The organism is Streptomyces sp. DSM 106670, assembly GCF_055792845.1.
Genome location: NZ_CM147704.1, coordinates 7319498 through 7336629, shown reverse-complemented (window position 1 = coordinate 7336629; position 17132 = coordinate 7319498). Strand labels below are relative to the sequence as shown.

The window sequence follows — 17132 nt, the reverse complement described above, 5'->3', positions numbered from 1 at the left end:
AACCCCTCGGGCCGAGCAAGCGCTTAGCTCCTTCTCCCGATCCTCTCGCATCCGCCCCGCCCGGCCGCACGCCGCCACGTCGCTCTCCGCTACCCTCTGCCTGCCACGTCGGCACCAGGCTCGCAGCGGAGGTACTCGTGAACAGGCAGAACGACACGACACGCCCCTTGGACGTCGTCCTCTTCGGTGCCACCGGCTTCGTGGGGACGCTCACCGCCGAATACCTGGCGGCCCACGCCCCCGCGGGCCTCCGCTGGGCACTGGCGGGACGCAGCCGGACCAAGCTGGCGGCGCTGCGCGAACGGCTCACCGCGATCGCCCCGGGCTGCGCGGAGCTGCCGCTGCTGGACGCCGACGCGGACGACGCGGAGGCGCTGGCCGAACTGGCCGCCTCCACCCGGGTGGTGGCCTCGACGGTGGGCCCGTACATCCGTTACGGCGAGAAGCTCGTCGCCGCCTGCGCGGAGGCCGGGACGGACTACGCCGACCTCACGGGCGAGGCGGAGTTCATCGACCGGACGTATCTGGAGCACGACGCGCGGGCCCGCGAGACGGGGGCGCGCATCGTGCACGCCTGCGGCTTCGACTCCGTACCGCACGACCTCGGGGCGTACTTCACCGTCAAGCAGCTGCCCGAGGACGTCCCCCTGGCCGTCGACGGCTTCGTCCGCACCAACGCGGTGTTCTCCGGCGGTACGTTCGCCTCGGCGCTGACCGCGATGGGCCGGGGCCCGCAGATGCTGGCCGCCGCCCGGGAACGCCGGCTGCACGAGCCCCGCCTGGTCGGCCGCCGCGTCCGCACCCCGGCGGGCTCCCCGCACTTCAACGGGTCCGTCGGCACCTGGGCACTGCCGCTGCCGACGGTGGACCCGACGATCGTGGGCCGCTCCGCACGGGCCCTGGAGCGCTACGGCCCCGACTTCCGCTACCGGCACTTCGCCTCGGTCAAGACCCTGCCGATGACTCTCGGCGCCCCGGTGGCGATCGGTGCGCTGGTGGCCGCCGCACAGGTGGAGGGCGTACGGGAGTGGCTGATGGGGCGTTACGAGCCGGGCCAGGGACCGGACGAGGAGCGCCGCGAGCGCAGCTGGTTCACCATCCGCTTCGTCGGCGAGGGCGGCGGACGGCGCGTCTTCACCGAGGTGTCGGGCGGCGACCCGGGCTACGGCGAGACGGCGAAGATCCTCGCCGAGTCGGCGGTGTGCCTGGCCCTGGACGAACTGCCGGAGACCTCCGGGCAGGTGACCACGGCGGTGGCCATGGGCGACGCGCTCCTGGACCGGCTCACGGCGGCGGGGCTGCGGTTCCGGGTGGCGGCGGTGCGGTAGGCCGTACCGGCTGCCGGGGCGCGGCTATCGGCGGGCGGCGACGATCACCGAGCCGGTGGGGGTGGTGAGCACTTCCGTGGCGTCCAGATCCGGGTGGGTGAGGTAGAACAGGCGGAGTTCATCGACCTCGCCGCCGAACCGGGGCGGCCAGTCGGGCGACGGAGTGAAGTCGTCCAGCAGGAGCAGCCCGCCGGGGGCGAGCAGCTCGACCACCCGCCAGGGGTCGTCCCGCTTGCCGCCGCCGTCGCAGAAGAAGACGTCGAACGGGGCATGCTGTTCGAGCAGCCGCCAGTCCCCCGTGAGAACGCTGACGCGTTCGTCGTCCGCGAAGACATCGGCCGCCCGGCGAGCCAGCCCCTCGTCACGCTCCACGGTGACCAGGCGCGCACCGGCGCCGAGGCCGCTGTGCAGCCAGGCCGTGCCCACTCCGGATCCGGTGCCGCTCTCCGCCACGACTCCGCCCGGTTTGGCGGCGGCGGCGAAGCTGAGCAGTCGGCCCACTTCGGGGGTGCAGCTCTTGGTGAACCCCACCCCGGCGGCGACCTCTGCCGCCGCGACCACACGCGGCGGAACCACCCGTTCGAACATGCTCACATCCCCTGGTCCCGGCACAGCGCCCTCCCCCACGGACCGCTAGAACACCCAGCCGGCCAGTGTGTAGAGCATCGCACCCAGCCAGACGAGCCCGACGGCGCTCCCGAGGAGCATGCCGAGGGCCATACGGCGCTGAGCAGGGTCGACGGGCGCGGGGCGGACGGCTGTGCGAGTTGCGTTCATACGTGTCAGCTTGCCCAGCCGTACGGATCTACGCCATCCGTACGGGTACTCAGTTGCAGGACTGTTCCACGCCCGGGACCGTCACGTGCGCGGCGGCAGCTGTTCGCGTACCCATGCCGGGTCCGGGTTGGTGTGCGCACGGTCCGCCACCACGACGGTCGGCACGGTCTCGTCGCCGCCGTTGGCCGCCCGCACCACGGCCGCTCCCGCCGGATCGCGCCAGATGTCGACCCAGTGCAGCCGGGAGGCATCGCGGCCCAGCCGGAGGCGGAGCCGCAGGCAGTAGGTGCAGCCGGGCCGCCAGTAGACGACCGGGCGGCCGTCGGACGCGCTGCGGCGCCGCGCCTCGGCGGCGGAGAGCGGCCTCGGGAAGATCAGGGGCGAGGTCAGGCCGGCGAACAGGACGAACAGCAGCAGGAGTGCGACCGCCATGACGGGGTCGCCGCCGAGGGCCGGCCCCGTCGCGGCGACCGCACCGCTGAGCAGCAACAGGACCGGCAGCACCCATACGCGCGTCATGACGAAGCACGCTATCGGGGTGCGGCCCCGCACATCGAGGCGGCCGCCGGCCCAGAGCTGTGCCGCCCGCCCGCAGCACGGCCGCTCGCGTCAGGCGGTCGCTTCCTTCAGGGTCTGCCGGCACAGCGCGTCCGCCCGGCGGGTGCTCTCCGGCTGGCGGTAGCGGCCGGCGAGGCGGAGTGTGTGGGCGCAGGCGTTGTCGAGGCTGATGCGGTGGCCCACCGAGACGAACACCGGGCTGGTGTTCTCCCGGGTGCGCAGCGCCCGGCCGACCACCTCTTCGCCGTCCAGCAGCGGGGAGGAGTCGCCGCGCCGGGGGCCGGGGGCCTCGTAGGTGAAGGTGAACGGGTTCTTGCCGACGCCGATCACCGGCAGCCCGGTGAGCACGCCCAGGTGGCTGGCGAGGCCGAAACGGCGCGGGTGCGCGAGACCGTAGCCGTCGCAGACGACGAGACCGGGGTCGACGCTCAGCTCTCCCAGGGCCTCCAGCACGGCGGGGAGCTCCCGGAAGGCCAGCAGCCCGGGGACGTACGGGAAGGCGATCGTGCCGACGGCGGTGGCCTCGTCGACCGTCTCCAGCGTGACGGCGTCCAGCACCACGGCCGCCGCGACGACGACGTCCTTCTCGTCGTCGTAGGCCACGTCCACCCCGGTGACCAGCCCGGTTCCGGGCTCCGGCCCCGCCTCGTCCAGGATCACCCGGCCGCGCAGCCGGTCCTGGATCGCCCGGCCCTCGGCTTCGTCGGCGGGGGTCTCGTGGGCGGGAATGGGGGAGGTCGTCATGTCCGGAAGCTTATGCGCAGGCCAGGGCTCCGCCGGTACGCGGAGTGCCGGAGGCCGCCCGCCACGACACCTCGAAGCGGAAGGCCGGCATCCCGTAGCCTGACGATCATGTTCGTACTCGAATTGACCTACACGGCCCCCGTCGAGCGCGTCGACGCGCTCATGCGGGAGCACATCGCCTGGCTCGACGAGCAGTACGCGGCCGGTGTCTTCATCGCCTCGGGGCGCAAGAACCCCCGGGACGGCGGGGTGATCCTGGCCGTCGGGGACGACCGGGCGGCGATCGAGAAGATCGCGGCGGCCGACCCCTTCGCCGAGCACCAGGTGTGCGCGTACCGGATCACCGAGTTCATCGCCACCAAGACGGCGCCCGGACTCGCCCCGTACCAGCAGCGGTTGCCGTAGCGGGCGGACACCTCCACGATGGCCGCCGCCAGCGGCGATGAGTTTCCGGGGCGGGGCCCGTCTGTACGGGTATGGAGACCTTCACACTCACCACAGCCGGCGCCGACCTCGTGTACGACGTCCGAGGACCGCTGCCCACCGCCGACGGCCGCCCGCCCCTGTTCCTGATCGGCCATCCCATGGACGCGAGCGGGTTCGCCGCGCTCGCCGCCCGCTTCCCCGACCGGACCGTCGTCACCTACGACTCCCGGGGGCTCGGCCGCTCCACCCGCGGGGACGGACGGGTCGACTGGACGCCCGGGATCCTGGCCGACGACGTGCACGCGGTCGTCGCGGCGCTCGGGGCCGGGCCGGTCGAGATGTTCGCCAGCAGCGGCGGGGCGGTCGCCGCGCTCGCCCTCGTGGCGCGCCACCCCGACGACGTGACCACCCTCGTCGCGCACGAGCCGCCGCTCATCACGATCACCCCGGACGGCCCGGCGGCCGTCCGGGCGCGGGCCGGGGTCCGGGACGCGTACGAGAAGCGGGGGTGGGGCGCCGGGATGGCCGCGTTCGTGGCCATGACCTCGTGGGAGGGCGAGTTCACCGACGCGTACTTCGCACAGCCCGCGCCCGATCCCGCCGCGTTCGGTATGCCCGCCGAGGACGACGGCTCACGTGACGACCCGCTGCTGTCCGACCGGTCCTGGGCGGTCAGCGACCACCGGCCGGACGCCGACGCCATCGCCGCCGCCCCCACCCGCGTGGTGATCGCCGTGGGCGAGGAGTCCCGGGCGGTGCAGACCGGGCGGACGTCCCACGCGGCCGCCGGACTGCTCGGGCAGCGGGTGACCGTCTTCCCGAGCCATCACGGCGGTTTCCTCGACGGGGAGTTCGGCTACCCCGGGAAGCCCGATGAGTTCGCGGTGCGGCTGCGGGAGGTGCTGGACGCCTCCTGAGGCCGCCCGGGCGTCAGAACCCCAGCCGGGCCACCCGCCCCTTCTCGCCCGCCGCCCAGCAGCCCAGGTCGGGCGTGCAGTCGACGGTGTCGTACGAGCCGGAGTCCACCGTGTGCCAGGTGCGCCCGCCGTTCAGCGTCAGGTCGGTGCCGGTGGGGCCGACGGCCAGGGCGGCGGTGCGGCTGTACGGGAGCCAGGTGACGCCGGAGCGGTAGGCGGGCGGCGGGGTGGCGGACTGCCGCCAGGTGCGGCCGCCGTCCCCGGTGACGGCGGCGGCCTGCGGGGATGCCTGGTCGGGGCGGTAGTCGCCGCCGACCGCGATGCCGTGGCCCCGGTCGCGGAAGGCGACGGCGAAGACCCCGCGGGCCGGGTCGCCCGCCGGGAGGGTCGACGCGCTCGCCGTCCAGGTCAGGCCCCGGTCCTCGGAGTGCAGGACGCGGGCGGTCTCCGCTCCCCCGGTGGTCAGCCAGACGTCCTTGGCGCCGGAGCTGACCAGGCACTGGCCGCTCGCCGCGAACCCCGCCTCGCCCGGCAGGGCGGCGGGCATTCCGGCGTCGGGCAGGACCCGCCAGGAACGGCCGCCGTCCGCCGTGGACAGGATCCGGAACTTCCCGTCCACCGGGTCGCCCGCCGCGAGACCGTGCCGGCTGTCGAAGAACGTCAGGCAGTTGAAGAAGGCCCGCGGATCGGTGTTGCGGAAGGACTCGGTCCAGGTGGCTCCGCCGTCGTCGGTGCGCAGGACCCGGGAGGCCTCGCCCTCGCCGATGGCCAGGGCGACGGCGCGGCGGCCGTCGAACGCCTCGATGTCCCGCAGTTCGAGGTCGGCGGCGCCCGGCGGTGACACATCGCGCCAGGTGCGGCCGCCGTCGCCGGTGCGCAGGACCGTACCCTTCGACCCGGCGGCCCAGGCGGTGGTGCGGCTGACGGCGGCGAGCCCCCGGAAGCGGGCGTCGGTGCCGGTGTCGGTGAGCTTCCAGCCGGGCAGGAGGCCGCGGGTGGCGGCCTGCTGGGAGGCCGTCCTTCCCGCCGTGTCCGGTGCCGCGTACGCGCCCGGTGCGACCAGTACGGCGGCCAGGGCCGCACCGCCGGTCACCAGTGCCATCAGCCGTCTCGTGTTCCCCGTGGTCCTCATGGCGCTGGAAGCTAGCCCACGGGTTCCGGCCCGTCCAGGGTGCGTTGCCGCCGACCGGGCAGGAGTGCGGGGGGACGTGGAGGTCCGGACGGGGCCGCCCGCGACCGGTGACGCAGCTCACGCCGCACGCCGGTGCACGAAACGAGGAGTTCCGTCGTCTACTCCAGTGCCGGGAACCGTTCACCCGGCAGGGAGAGGGAGCAGGTCTTGTCCAGCGTCATCGAGCAGTCCGTGCAGGCCCGCATGGTCGCGTCCGCACCGCGGATGGAGACCCTGCCCGCCACCCTGAGTTACGACCGCCAGTACCCCTTCGCCGTACGTATGGCGTTCCCGGCTCCGGCGACGCTGGAGGGCACCGAGGTGTCCTGGGAGTTCTCGCGCGAGCTGCTGACCACCGGGGTGGACTCGCCCACCGGGCAGGGAGACGTGCGGGTGCGGCCGTTCGGGTACGAGCGGACCGTGCTGGAGTTCCACGCCCCCGAGGGCATCGCCATGGTCCATGTGCGCACCGAGGAGCTGCGGCGCTTCCTCCAGCGGGCGCAGGAGCTGGTTCCGGTCGGCGACGAGCACCGGTACCTGGACCTGGACCGGGGTCTGACCGACCTGCTCGACGGCGGCCCCCGCTGACCCCGGCCCCGGGCCCTTCTCCCCGGCCGTAAATCCGGTTGCCCCGCCCGTTCCCCCGGCCTACCTTCGTGATGGTTCCTGTTGTCGTCGATCGGAGTGGGACGTTGCTGATCTGAGGTCCTGTGCACACCGTGCAGCGCCCGCCGCGCCTACCGCGGCCGGAGCGCCCGTGTGCGATCTCAGTCTTCTTCAGCCGTCCTTGTCGTTCCCCGACGCTCACGGGAGATCCGTATGTCTGCTTCCGACGCCCACATCAGCTGTACCTCCCTCGCCTTCTCCTGGCCCGACGGCAGCGAGGTCTTCACCGGTTTCGATCTGACCGTGGGCCCGGGCCGCACCGGGCTCATCGGCCTCAACGGCTGCGGCAAGTCGACCCTGTTGCGCCTGATCGCCGGTGAACTCGCCCCGCAGGAAGGGGTGATCACCGTCCGGGGCGGACTCGGTCACCTGCCGCAGACCCTGGTCCTGGACACCGCGCTGCGGGTCGACGAGGTGCTCGGCATCGCGGACCGGCGCGCGGCGCTCGACGCGGTCGAGTCCGGCGACGTACGCGCGGAGCACTTCGAGGTGATCGGCGACGACTGGGACATCGAGGAACGGTCGCTCGCCACGCTGGACGGGCTCGGCCTCGGCCACATCGGGCTCGACCGCACCATCGGGGAGATGTCCGGCGGCGAGTGCGTACTGCTCCGGCTGGCCGCGCTGCTGCTGGACCGGCCCGGGGTGCTGCTGCTGGACGAGCCGACGAACAACCTGGACGCGTACGCCCGTCGGCGGCTGTACGACGCGGTCGACGCCTGGACCGGGGCGCTGCTCGTCGTCAGTCACGACCGGGAGCTGCTGGAGCGGGTCGCCCGGATCGCCGATCTGCGTGAGGGCTCGGTCACCTGGTACGGCGGGAATCTGTCGGCGTACGAGGAGGCGCTCGCCGTCGAGCAGGAGGCGGCGCAGCGCATGGTGCGGGCCGCCGAGTCCGACGTACAGCGGCAGAAGCGCGAACTGTCGGCCGCACACGTCACGTTGACCCGTCGCAAGCGGTACGGGCAGAAGATGTGGGACACCAAGCGGGAGCCCAAGGTCGTGATGGGGCAGCGCAAACGCGCCGCCCAGGTGTCCGCCGGCAAGCACCGCATCCTGCATACCGAGCGGCTGGCGGCGGCCGAAGAGCGCCTGGACGAGGCGGAGTCGGCGGTGCGGGAGGACGAGGAGATCCGGATCGAGCTGCCGGGCACCCGGGTCCACCCGGGCGGCGAGGTGCTGCTGCTGCGCGATCCGGTGCCGCCCTACGGTCCGCCGCTGCGGGGCGAGTTGATGGTTCGGGGCCCGGAGCGGATCGCGCTGACCGGGCGCAACGGAGCGGGCAAGACGGCGTTGCTGCGGACGATCGCGGGTGATCTGACGCCGCTCTCGGGGGAGGCGAGCCCCTTGGTCGCGACGGGGTTCCTGCCGCAGCGGCTGGATGTGCTGGACGACGCGTCGTCGGTGGTGCGGAACGTGGGCCGGTCGGCGCCCGGCAGCACGGACAACGCCGTCCGGGCGCGCCTGGCCCGCTTCCTGTTCAAGGGGGCGGCGGCGGACCGCCCGGCGGGGACCCTGTCGGGCGGGGAGAGGTTCCGGGCGACGCTGGCGACGCTGCTGCTGGCCGACCCGGCGCCCCGGCTGCTGCTGCTCGACGAGCCGACGAACAGCCTCGATCTGGCGAGCGTACGGCGGCTGACCGAGGCGCTGGAGGCGTACGAGGGGGCGCTGATCGTGGCGAGTCACGATGTGCCGTTCCTGGAGTCGATCGGGATCACCCGCTGGCTCCGGCTCGACGGCGAGCTGCGGGACACGACGGCGGAGGCGGTGCGCGCGGGGCGCTGAGGCGGTACCCCTGACGACGGTACGGGCCCGGCAGACGGCGGTTTGACGACGGGTCCTAGGCCACCGGCAGGGGTGGGTCCGCCGGCGGGGTCGGCCATGCGACGCCGTCGATGGCGAGCCACGGGGCGGCGGCCACGGCCGTGGGCGTCACCCCGGTGAACGCCTTGACCTCGCGGTGGAGATGGGCCTGATCGGCGTGGCCGCTCAACGCCGCCGCCCGGGCGGCGGGGTGGCCGGCCGCGAGGAGATGGGCCGCGTGGTCGAACCGGACCAGCCGGGAGGCGTGTTTCGGGGCGAGGCCGATCTGGGACCGGAAGCGTGACCAGAGACGCTTGCGGCTCCAGCCCACCTCGTTCGCCAGGCTGTCGACGCCCACCCGGCCCCGGCCGGTGAGGATCAGCTTCCAGGCGGCGGCCACCTCCGGGTCCGGCGATCGGCGGACGTCCAGCCGCCGGCCGAGGGCGTCCGCCGCGATCGCGAACCGCTCGTCCCACGTCCCGGCCGCCCGCAGCCTGTCCTCGGTCCGCTCGGCGTCCCGGCCCCAGATGTCCTCCAGGGGGACGACCGTCCCGCTGAGGTCGGCCGACGCGCCGAGCACCGCGACCGCCAGGGGCGGCGACAGCCGGATCTGCAGGCACTCGATCCCGCCGGCCGCCCGGCCGCCGAGCCGCAGGCCTCCCGGTACCAGCCCCGCGACCGTGCTGCCGCGTGCGCGACCGCCGTCGAAGTCGTGGACGATCCCGCGCCCCTCGCTCAGGTCCACGAACAGGGTGACCGAGGGGTGCGCGACCATGGCGATATCCATGTGGACCGGGGCGAGTTGGCGGAAGCCGGCCATGACGGCCCCCGGGAGCAGGCCCGGGCGCCGGGGCACCGCGACGTCCACCGCCGACCAGTCGGGGGGTGATCCGGTGAGCCTCACGGAGCAAGGCTAGGGCCTGCCGTTGCCACGAAGTGCATCAACAACTCAGCTGTTTCGCCGGGTGCTTCGAGCATGGGGATGTGCCCGACCTTGGTCAGTCGTTCGACCCGCGTGTTCGGTGTCGCGTCGTAGAGGCGTACCGCATCCGGGTCCCAGCGGGGGTCGGCGGTGCCGAAGATCACGAGAGCCGGGACGTCGAGTGCGCCGAGACGCGTGGGGACGCTCCGCTCGGCGATGTACTCGGTGTTGCGGCGCAGCACCGTCCTGAAGGTGCGGTAGCTGATGCCCCGTGCGTCGTCGACCACCTCGTCCGGGACGCTCACCGGGCGGCGGCACACCGCGGTCACCCCCCGGCGGAGCATCGCGTCGGACCGGACGCGCCACATCAGCGGACCGAGCGGCGGGGCGATGAGCGCCCGGAGGACAGCGGGCTGCGGAAGGAGCGCGTCGGGGCCCGGGCCGCTGCTGATCAGCGCGAGGGCTCCCACCATGTCCGGGCGCTGCTCGGCGAGGGCGGTGGCGATGTATCCGCCGCTGGAGTGCCCGGCCACGGTCACGGACCTCAGGGCGAGTTCGTCGAGCGCCGCGGCCAGTCCCGCCGCCTGCCCGGGCACGTCGTACGACGCCGCGGGCGGGGACTGTCCGTGGCCCGGCAGGTCGACCCGGACGGCGTGGTGCCGGCGGGCCAGCGCCGGCACCACCGGGCCCCAGGAGCTGCCCGAGGCGCCCGATCCGTGGATGAGCACGAGCGGCGGCGCCTCCCGCGGGCCGTCGTGGACCACGTGTATTCCGTGCACGTATGTGCTGTCATCGATGCCCATGCGGGTGAGGATGGCCGAGCCGCCGCTCCCCGGTCTTGTACGAATGTCGCCCGCCTCGCACCGATGCCGCCCGCGAATCTCCCGGAAAAAGCAGACAGAAGCTGTCCGGTATCCCGCCTAGCGTCGCGCTCATGGATCGCTCTTCCGACCGCGACGCGGAGCCGTACACCCCCGGCGCCGCCCACCGCGACATCGTCATCACCGGCGCGCGCGAGAACAATCTGCGCGACGTCTCCCTCCGGATCCCCAAGGGCCGGATCACCGTCTTCACCGGTGTCTCCGGTTCGGGCAAGTCGTCGGTCGTCTTCGACACGATCGCCGTGGAGTCGCAGCGGCAGCTGAACGAGACCTTCACCTCGTTCCTGCGCAACCGGCTGCCGAAGTACGAGCGGCCGCACGTCGAGTCCGTCGAGGACCTGTCGGTGGCCATCGTCATCGACCAGAAGCCGCTGGGCGGCAATGTCCGCTCCACCGTGGGCACGGCCACCGACATCTGGTCGGTGATCCGGGTGCTGTTCTCCCGGTGCGGGACCCCGAGCGCGGGCGGGGCGACCGCGTACTCCTTCAACGACCCCGCCGGGATGTGCCCGGAGTGCGACGGGGTGGGGCGGACGGTCCAGCTGGATCTCGACCGGGCGATCGACTGGTCGAAGTCGCTCAACGAGGGGGCGCTGCTGCTGCCCGGTCTGTCGGTGGGCAGCTGGGAGTGGAATCTGTACGGGGGCTCGGGGCGGTTCGACAATGATCTGCCGCTGGCCGAGTTCGGCGAGGCGGAGCGCCAACTGCTCTTGCACGGTTCGGGATTCACCGTCCGCCTCGACTTGCGGACCGGGTCGGCGGACATGAAGTTCGAGGGGGTCGTGACCCGCTTCGAGCGCCTGTATCTCAAGCGCGACACCGCCGCCCTCTCCGAGAAGCGGCGCGAGGCCGCCGCCCGGTTCACCGTGGAGCGGGTGTGCGGGGCCTGCGGCGGGGCGCGGCTGAACGCGGCGGCGCTCGCCACCCGGATCGACGGGCTCTCACCCGCCGACTACGGGCGGATGGAGGTCGCCGAACTCGTCGGCGTACTGGAGCAGATCGACGATCCGGTGGGCGGGCCCATCGCCGCCGCCGCCCGTGAACGGCTGGAGCGGCTGGCCGGCATCGGGCTCGGGTATCTGAGCCTGGACCGGGAGACCACGACGCTGTCGGGAGGCGAGGGGCAGCGGCTCAAGATGGTGCGCCATCTGGGCAGTTCGCTCACCGGGCTGACGTTCGTCTTCGACGAGCCCAGCGTCGGCCTGCACCCGCGTGACGTCGGGCGGCTGGGCGATCTGCTGGTGCGGCTGCGCGACAAGGGCAACACGGTGCTGGTCGTCGAGCACGACCCTGATGTGATGGCCGTCGCCGACCATGTCGTCGACATGGGGCCACGGGCCGGGGCGGACGGCGGGCACATCGTCTTCGAGGGGCCCTTCGAGCGGCTGCGCGAGGCCGACACGCTCACCGGCCGGTCGCTGCGCCGCCGCATCCCGCTGAAGGAGACCGTCCGCTCCCCCACCGGCCGGCTGCCCGTGCACGGGGCCGATCTGCACAACCTCAAGGGCCTGGACGTGTCGTTCCCCACCGGGGTGCTGACCGCGGTGACGGGGGTGGCGGGGTCCGGGAAGTCGACGCTGGTGTCGCGGGTGTTCACGGCGGCGTACCCGGAGGCGGTGGTGATCGACCAGAGCGCGATCACCGCTTCGTCGCGCTCCACCCCCGCCTCGTACATCGGCGCGCTGGACGCCATCCGCAAGGTGTTCGCCCGGGAGAACGGTGTGGACGCCGGCCTGTTCAGCTTCAACTCCACCGGGGCGTGCGCGGGTTGCTCGGGGCGCGGGGAGATCTCGACGGATCTGGCGTTCATGGATCCGGTCACCACGACCTGCCCGGAGTGCGAGGGCCGCCGGTTCCACGACGACGTGCTGAAGCACCGGGTCGGGGGCCGGTCGATCGTGGACGTCCTGGACATGACGGCGGCGCAGGCGGCCGGGCTGTTCGAGGATCCGGTGCTGTCGCGGAAGCTGCGCACCCTCGACGCGGTGGGTCTCACCTATCTCGCGCTGGGACAGCCGCTCTCCTCGCTGTCGGGCGGCGAGCGGCAGCGGATCAAGCTCGCCACGCAGTTGCACCGCACCTCCAGCGTGTACGTGCTGGACGAGCCGACGACCGGACTGCACCTGGCGGACACGGGCGCGCTGGTGGATCTGCTGGACCGGCTGGTCGACGCCGGGAACACGGTGATCTGCGTGGAGCACAACCTGGATGTGGTCAAGCGGGCGGACTGGGTGATCGATCTGGGGCCGGACGGCGGCAAGGGCGGCGGGCAGCTGGTCTTCGAGGGGACGCCCGCCGCTCTCCTCGCACATCCGACGTCCGTCACCGGCCGGTATCTGCGCCGCGATCCGGGGGTGGAGCAAGCCGTTCCGGAACGGTGAAACGGGGCCCGGAAGGGCTCCGGAGGGGCTCCGGGAGGGCCGTCACAGGGCGATTCACCTGGGCCGATGACCGTACGTGGTCGATCACTGGCGGGAGCAGGCTTGGCTTTGACCTTACGGCCGCCTTAACCTACGGTCTCGTAACCTACGAAGCCGTAGGTAATTCTCCCGTCCCCAGGAGCTCCCCGTGACGATCACCTCTCCCCACCTCGGCAGTTCGAAGGCGTGGACCGACGCCCAGCTGCTGTACGCGCTGGAAGAGGTGGTGGAGAAGGAGCTCAACCGCCATCTCAAGGTCGCCAAGGACTGGATGCCGCACGAGTACGTTCCGTTCTCCGACGGCCGGAATTTCCCCGGCATCTTCGAGGACGGCGAGGCGTGGGCGGCGGACCAGTCCAAGGTCACCGACATCGGCAAGATCGCTCTCGTGGTGAACCTCCTCACCGAGGACAACCTCCCCAGCTACCACCACGAGATCGCCTCCCTGTTCGGCCGCGACGGCGCGTGGGGCACCTGGGTGCACCGCTGGACCGCCGAGGAGGGCCGCCACGGCATCGTGATGCGCGACTACCTGCTCACCTCGCGCGCCGTGGACCCGGACAAGCTGGAGCAGTTCCGCATGGCGCACATGGCGGAGGGCTTCGAGTCGGACAACCGGCACTCGATGCTGCACTCCGTCGCGTATGTCGCCTTCCAGGAGCTGGCCACCCGCGTCTCGCACCGCAACACCGGCCACCAGTCCGGCGACCCGGTCTGTGACCGGATGCTGGCCCGGATCGCGACCGACGAGAACCTCCACATGGTCTTCTACCGGAACCTCCTGGGCGCCGCCTTCGAGCTGGCCCCGGACCTGACCATGCAGGCCGTGCGCGATGTCGTCGTCAACTTCCGGATGCCCGGGCACGGCATGCCCGGCTTCGAGCGGGCCGCCGCGCAGATGGCGATCGGCGAGATCTACAACATGCGCATCCACCACGACGACGTGATCCAGCCCGTGCTGCGCTTCCTGAAGGTCATGAACATCGACGGGCTCGGCCCGGAGGGTGCGAAGGCCCAGGAGGAGCTCGGTCTGTACATGGGCGGGCTGGACAGCGAGGCGTCGAAGTTCGACGAGAAGCTCGCCGCCCGCAAGGCCCGGATGGCGGCGCGCGGACGCGCCTGAGCCTTCGGCGACCTCACTCCTCGGCGGTGGCCGCGGCGTACGCCACGTCGCGGACATCGTCCGAGGGGTGCTGGCGGAGCATCCGCAGCTGGGTGCGCCACGGACCGGTCCACCCGGTGCGCAGACCGCACGCCACCGTCAGCTCGGCGGCGAGCAGCCCCTCGGCCGGATCCCCCGTCGCCGCCAGCCGTGCGACGACGAGCAGCAGGGTGTCCGGGTCGCCGGCCTCCGTCCCCGGGTGTCCGACGACCCGCCTTCCGACGGTCTGCGCGGTCCTGGCCGCGAGCGCCGGGCGGCCGCCGTGCAGGGCGGCGAGCCCGACCAGCCCGGTGTGCAGCGTGTCCGGGTCTCCCGCCAGGTCCAGGGAGCGTGCGAGCAGGGCCACGGCGTCCGGCACGAGGTCGCGATGGGCCGCCAGGGTCCGGCCCGCCTCCGCGAGCACCCCCGCGGCCTGCCGGTTGTTCGGGCCGGTCCGCAGCGACAGCGTTCTGGCCAGATGGCCGATCCTCCGGCGGGCGGGCCGGTCCCGCTCCGCCCCCGCGTCGTCCGCCGTCTCCCCCGTGGCCAGCAGGGACAGGGCGCGGATCAGGGACCGGTTCGTGTCCGGGACGGTCCGGGCGGCGTCCACGAGCGCTTCGGCGGCCGAGCGCCACCTCCCCCGCCGGTCGAGATCGGTGACCGTCTCGACCAGGACCTCGGCCGCGTGCGGGGCCCAGGGCAGCCAGGGGACCAGCTCGGTGTGGGCGAGGACGGCCAGCGTGTCGTCGTCGGTGCGGCACAGGTCCTGGATCAGCCGGGCGTAGCGCGGCCGCAGGGCCGGGTCCAGCTCCGTCGGGTGCGCCCGCAACACCGCCACCCGCAGCGCGCGTTCGCCACCCGCAGCGTCCTCGGTCACCTCCCACATGCGTACGTCGCCGAGCAGCGGCGTACCGGCGGCCACGCAGGCGGCCCGTACGTCGAGGTGCTGGCCGGGCTGTGCGTAGGCGTCGGCGAGGAGGCCGGCCGCCTCCGCGCGCGGCAGCAGATCGGCGGCGAGCCGGACCATCTCCTTGCGGCTCGTCACCTTGCCGGTGCCCGGAGCCGTACGGGCGGCGAGCAGCGGGGCCAGCGCGGAGGGCCGGGTGCGTGCGGCGGCCCGGCGCGCCGCGTACACCGCGACCCGGGCCCGGTCGTCGCCCGTGTGGGCGAGCAGGTCGGGCAGGGCGTCGGCGGGCCGGTCGGTGTGCGCGAGGGCGGCGAGCGCGGCCTCGGCGATCACCACGTCCCGGTCCTCGGTCCAGGCGCGTACGGCGTCGGCTCCCCGCCCGGGTATCCGGGCGAGCTGCCCCAGGGCGGCGGTGCGCGCGTACAGCGGCAGCTTCTCGTCCGCCACCGTGCGTTCCACCGCGCGCAGTGCGGCCCGCTGCTGACGGGGCGTCCAGCGCTCGGCTCCGGCGACGCCGAGGGTCCAGCCCGTGCCGGGCGCGAGGAACCGGCCCCGGGGCGGTGTCCCGTCGAGGTACGCCTCCAGCAGGTCCGTCCGCCGGGCGGTCACCGTGTGCCGGACCTCCGGGAGCGCGATGGCGGAGGGGTGCCGGGCGAGCAGCCGCTCCACCCGCTCGTCCCGGCCGGCCGGGGCCCGGAGCCAGAGGGCGGCGGCGCTCCGGGCGGCGGACGGCTCGCCGTAGTTCACGGCCTGCCACAGCAGGTCCTGGAGGCCGGGCATGGCGTCGGCACGACGGCCCACGGCGCGGGCGAGCGCCAGCACCAGGCCGTAGTCGGAGCGTTCCGCGCCCGCTTCCAGCCAGGGCCGCAGCGCGTCGAACACCGTGTGCTCCTGGCCCCGGCGCAGCGACCGGTCCAGCCGGCCCAGGTCGGCGCTGCCGCTGGTGCCGGTGATCCGGACCAGGGTGCGCAGCGCCCAGTTGAGCAGCTCGCGCTGTCCGGTCACCGCGTGCTCCCGCAGCACGCCGACGGCCAGGGAGCCGAGGGCGGAACGGGTGGCGGCGGAGGAGTCGCGGGCCTCCACGGCGTCGGCGGCGACCCGGTCGAGCAGCGGTTCCACCGCGTCGGTGAAGAGGGCGGGGTCCACCCCGGACAGGGCGGTGAGGGCGGCGGAGCGGACGGGGTCCTGTTCGTTGCGCAGGCGCAGCAGGTCCTCCAGCACGGTGGCGACGCGGGCCGGATCGCCGGAGCGGCCCGCGCCGCCGACGAGCAGCGACCAGCCCTTGGCGCGGTCGTCGGCGGCGGGCCCCCGGGTGGCTGCCAGGAGCGGTTCGCGTGCCTCGTCGAAGGGGAGGTAGGACGTGGCGGTGAGGACGGCTGCGGCGTCTCCGCGCGCCGTGGCCCGCTCCGCCGCTCGCCGGGCGACGGCCACCACGCCGTTACGGGGCAGCGCGTCCAGCAGCCGGGTGTCGGTGGTGCTCCCCGACGCGCCCTCGCCCCGGATCTCGGTGACCGCTTCGTGGAGCGCGGTGCGACGGCCGGGCGGCAGGGCGCGCAGGAGCCGGGGCAGCCCGTCGAAGTCCGGTGCGCCGCGGCCCAGTTCGACGAGGAGGGGTTCGGGCAACGCCCGGACGAGGCGGCGCAGTTCGGTTCCGCTGAGCGCGCGGTGCAGGTGCGCGCAGACGTCGGGCCTGATGGCGAGTCGGGCGACACGGGCGGGGTCGGCGGCGATGAGCCGTCCCAGGCGGCGGTGCAGCTCGGCCGGGAGCCGGCTGGGGCCGAAGCGTTCGAGGAGGTCGAGCACCCGGTGCGGGAGGGCCGCCGTGGCGGCGGCGATGCCCCGGGGGTGGCCGTACCCCTGCCACCAGGCGTCCCGCCCGGCCGCGGGCAGGCGGGTCAGTTCGTCCTCGGCGGAGTCCAGGACCGGTCCGGGGTGGTGGTGGCCGAGCGAGGACCAACAGGCCGTCGAGCGCAGCAGTTCCGGCAGCAGCGCCTCGACCGTGGTTGCCGAGCAGCCGGGCAGCAGACGGGCCGCCTCGGTGTCGCCCCAGGTGGCGCGCAGGACGGTGATCAGCCGGTCGGCGAGCGCGGTGCGGCGGTCGGCGATGACCGCCCGCACGAGGTGGCGGCGCACGGCGGCGGGCGCGTCCGCGAAAGCCTTCTCGTACGCCGTGTCCGGCACTCCGAGCGTCCGTGCCGCGCGCAGGGCGTGCCCGCGTACGACGGCGTCCTCGTCGGCGAGGTGCGCGGCGATCCACTCGGCGTCCCGGCCGGCCGAGGCGGCGATCACGGCGATCCCGCGCTCGTACGGGTCGCCGTCCTCCAGCTCGTCGAGGACGGCGCGCAGCGATCCCTCGGCGGCCAGCCGGCCTGCCCGCACCGCCAGTTCGCTCATGCGCTTCGCATGGGACAGCGGTTCGAGCGCGTCGAGAAGGGCGGCGGCGAGGACGAGCGGCGGGGCGTCGGTCATGG

Annotated in this window: 15 protein-coding genes; 7 read left to right on the top strand and 8 right to left on the bottom strand. The window is 73.7% G+C overall.

Annotation, left to right across the window (positions count from 1 at the left end):
- Positions 1–137 precede the first annotated feature (137 nt).
- A complete protein-coding gene (locus tag ACSMXR_RS32445) occupies positions 138–1328 on the top strand; it encodes a saccharopine dehydrogenase family protein (RefSeq protein WP_473170518.1) in 1191 nt (396 codons plus the stop codon).
- Positions 1329–1352: 24 nt separating this feature from the next.
- Here ACSMXR_RS32445 and ACSMXR_RS32440 read toward each other — a convergent pair whose 3' ends face one another.
- The 4 genes from ACSMXR_RS32440 to ACSMXR_RS32425 all read right to left on the bottom strand — a co-directional run bounded on the left by ACSMXR_RS32440 (position 1353) and on the right by ACSMXR_RS32425 (position 3407).
- Positions 1353–1916, bottom strand: a complete 564-nt coding sequence (locus ACSMXR_RS32440; protein ID WP_473170517.1) for an O-methyltransferase — start codon at positions 1914–1916, stop codon at positions 1353–1355.
- Positions 1917–1961: 45 nt separating this feature from the next.
- A complete protein-coding gene (gene mmpA / locus ACSMXR_RS32435; protein WP_167396344.1) occupies positions 1962–2105 on the bottom strand; it encodes a morphogenic membrane protein MmpA in 144 nt (47 codons plus the stop codon).
- A gap of 81 nt (positions 2106–2186) precedes the next feature.
- Positions 2187–2624 carry a glutaredoxin domain-containing protein gene (locus ACSMXR_RS32430; protein ID WP_473170516.1) on the bottom strand — a complete coding sequence of 146 codons (438 nt, stop codon included), beginning with the start codon at positions 2622–2624 and terminating at the stop codon, positions 2187–2189.
- Between the two features lie 90 nt (positions 2625–2714).
- Positions 2715–3407, bottom strand: a complete 693-nt coding sequence (locus ACSMXR_RS32425; protein ID WP_137228614.1) for an endonuclease V — start codon at positions 3405–3407, stop codon at positions 2715–2717.
- A gap of 108 nt (positions 3408–3515) precedes the next feature.
- Between ACSMXR_RS32425 and ACSMXR_RS32420 the strand changes: the two genes are divergently transcribed.
- Both ACSMXR_RS32420 and ACSMXR_RS32415 read left to right on the top strand, forming a co-directional pair.
- The gene (locus ACSMXR_RS32420) at positions 3516–3812 is read left to right on the top strand and encodes a YciI family protein (protein WP_137228617.1); all 297 of its coding nucleotides are present in this window, start codon (positions 3516–3518) and stop codon (positions 3810–3812) included.
- Between the two features lie 71 nt (positions 3813–3883).
- Positions 3884–4750 (top strand): alpha/beta fold hydrolase, encoded by an 867-nt coding sequence (locus ACSMXR_RS32415; RefSeq protein ID WP_473170515.1) that lies wholly within the window; start codon positions 3884–3886, stop codon positions 4748–4750.
- Positions 4751–4763: 13 nt separating this feature from the next.
- Here ACSMXR_RS32415 and ACSMXR_RS32410 read toward each other — a convergent pair whose 3' ends face one another.
- Complete coding sequence (locus ACSMXR_RS32410) at positions 4764–5882, bottom strand: WD40/YVTN/BNR-like repeat-containing protein (RefSeq protein WP_473170514.1); 1119 nt, start codon at positions 5880–5882, stop codon at positions 4764–4766.
- Positions 5883–6089: 207 nt separating this feature from the next.
- Between ACSMXR_RS32410 and ssgD the strand changes: the two genes are divergently transcribed.
- Both ssgD and ACSMXR_RS32400 read left to right on the top strand, forming a co-directional pair.
- Entirely contained in the window at positions 6090–6509 is a 420-nt protein-coding gene (gene ssgD, locus ACSMXR_RS32405) for a spore wall synthesis regulator SsgD (protein ID WP_137228625.1), read from the top strand.
- 231 nt (positions 6510–6740) lie between these two features.
- Positions 6741–8372: an ABC-F family ATP-binding cassette domain-containing protein gene (locus ACSMXR_RS32400; protein ID WP_473170513.1), complete on the top strand. Its 1632-nt coding sequence runs from the start codon at positions 6741–6743 to the stop codon at positions 8370–8372.
- Positions 8373–8427: 55 nt separating this feature from the next.
- On the opposite strand, the gene ACSMXR_RS32395 is transcribed toward ACSMXR_RS32400, so the two are convergent.
- Together ACSMXR_RS32395 and ACSMXR_RS32390 are read right to left on the bottom strand one after the other, a co-directional pair.
- On the bottom strand, positions 8428–9210 hold the full coding sequence (locus ACSMXR_RS32395) for a helix-turn-helix domain-containing protein (RefSeq protein ID WP_473172472.1): 783 nt from the start codon (positions 9208–9210) through the stop codon (positions 8428–8430).
- An 80-nt stretch (positions 9211–9290) separates the two neighbouring features.
- Positions 9291–10115, bottom strand: a complete 825-nt coding sequence (locus ACSMXR_RS32390) for an alpha/beta fold hydrolase (RefSeq protein ID WP_473170512.1) — start codon at positions 10113–10115, stop codon at positions 9291–9293.
- Between the two features lie 131 nt (positions 10116–10246).
- Between ACSMXR_RS32390 and ACSMXR_RS32385 the strand changes: the two genes are divergently transcribed.
- On the top strand, positions 10247–12574 hold the full coding sequence (locus tag ACSMXR_RS32385) for an ATP-binding cassette domain-containing protein (RefSeq protein ID WP_473170511.1): 2328 nt from the start codon (positions 10247–10249) through the stop codon (positions 12572–12574).
- A gap of 187 nt (positions 12575–12761) precedes the next feature.
- A complete protein-coding gene (locus ACSMXR_RS32380) occupies positions 12762–13736 on the top strand; it encodes an acyl-ACP desaturase (protein ID WP_473170510.1) in 975 nt (324 codons plus the stop codon).
- 13 nt (positions 13737–13749) lie between these two features.
- On the opposite strand, the gene ACSMXR_RS32375 is transcribed toward ACSMXR_RS32380, so the two are convergent.
- Positions 13750–17130: a hypothetical protein gene (locus ACSMXR_RS32375; protein ID WP_473170509.1), complete on the bottom strand. Its 3381-nt coding sequence runs from the start codon at positions 17128–17130 to the stop codon at positions 13750–13752.
- Positions 17131–17132 lie beyond the last annotated feature (2 nt).

Coding starts and splice junctions, on each gene's coding strand:
- ACSMXR_RS32385 (WP_473170511.1), top strand. CDS start 10,247: ATGGATCGCTCTTCCGACCGCGACGCGGAGCCGTACACCCCCGGCGCC.
- ACSMXR_RS32400 (WP_473170513.1), top strand. CDS start 6,741: ATGTCTGCTTCCGACGCCCACATCAGCTGTACCTCCCTCGCCTTCTCC.
- ACSMXR_RS32420 (WP_137228617.1), top strand. CDS start 3,516: ATGTTCGTACTCGAATTGACCTACACGGCCCCCGTCGAGCGCGTCGAC.
- ACSMXR_RS32395 (WP_473172472.1), bottom strand. CDS start 9,210: ATGGCCGGCTTCCGCCAACTCGCCCCGGTCCACATGGATATCGCCATG.
- ACSMXR_RS32410 (WP_473170514.1), bottom strand. CDS start 5,882: ATGAGGACCACGGGGAACACGAGACGGCTGATGGCACTGGTGACCGGC.
- ACSMXR_RS32375 (WP_473170509.1), bottom strand. CDS start 17,130: ATGACCGACGCCCCGCCGCTCGTCCTCGCCGCCGCCCTTCTCGACGCG.
- ACSMXR_RS32425 (WP_137228614.1), bottom strand. CDS start 3,407: ATGACGACCTCCCCCATTCCCGCCCACGAGACCCCCGCCGACGAAGCC.
- ACSMXR_RS32430 (WP_473170516.1), bottom strand. CDS start 2,624: ATGACGCGCGTATGGGTGCTGCCGGTCCTGTTGCTGCTCAGCGGTGCG.
- ACSMXR_RS32415 (WP_473170515.1), top strand. CDS start 3,884: ATGGAGACCTTCACACTCACCACAGCCGGCGCCGACCTCGTGTACGAC.
- ACSMXR_RS32390 (WP_473170512.1), bottom strand. CDS start 10,115: ATGGGCATCGATGACAGCACATACGTGCACGGAATACACGTGGTCCAC.
- mmpA (WP_167396344.1), bottom strand. CDS start 2,105: ATGAACGCAACTCGCACAGCCGTCCGCCCCGCGCCCGTCGACCCTGCT.
- ACSMXR_RS32440 (WP_473170517.1), bottom strand. CDS start 1,916: ATGTTCGAACGGGTGGTTCCGCCGCGTGTGGTCGCGGCGGCAGAGGTC.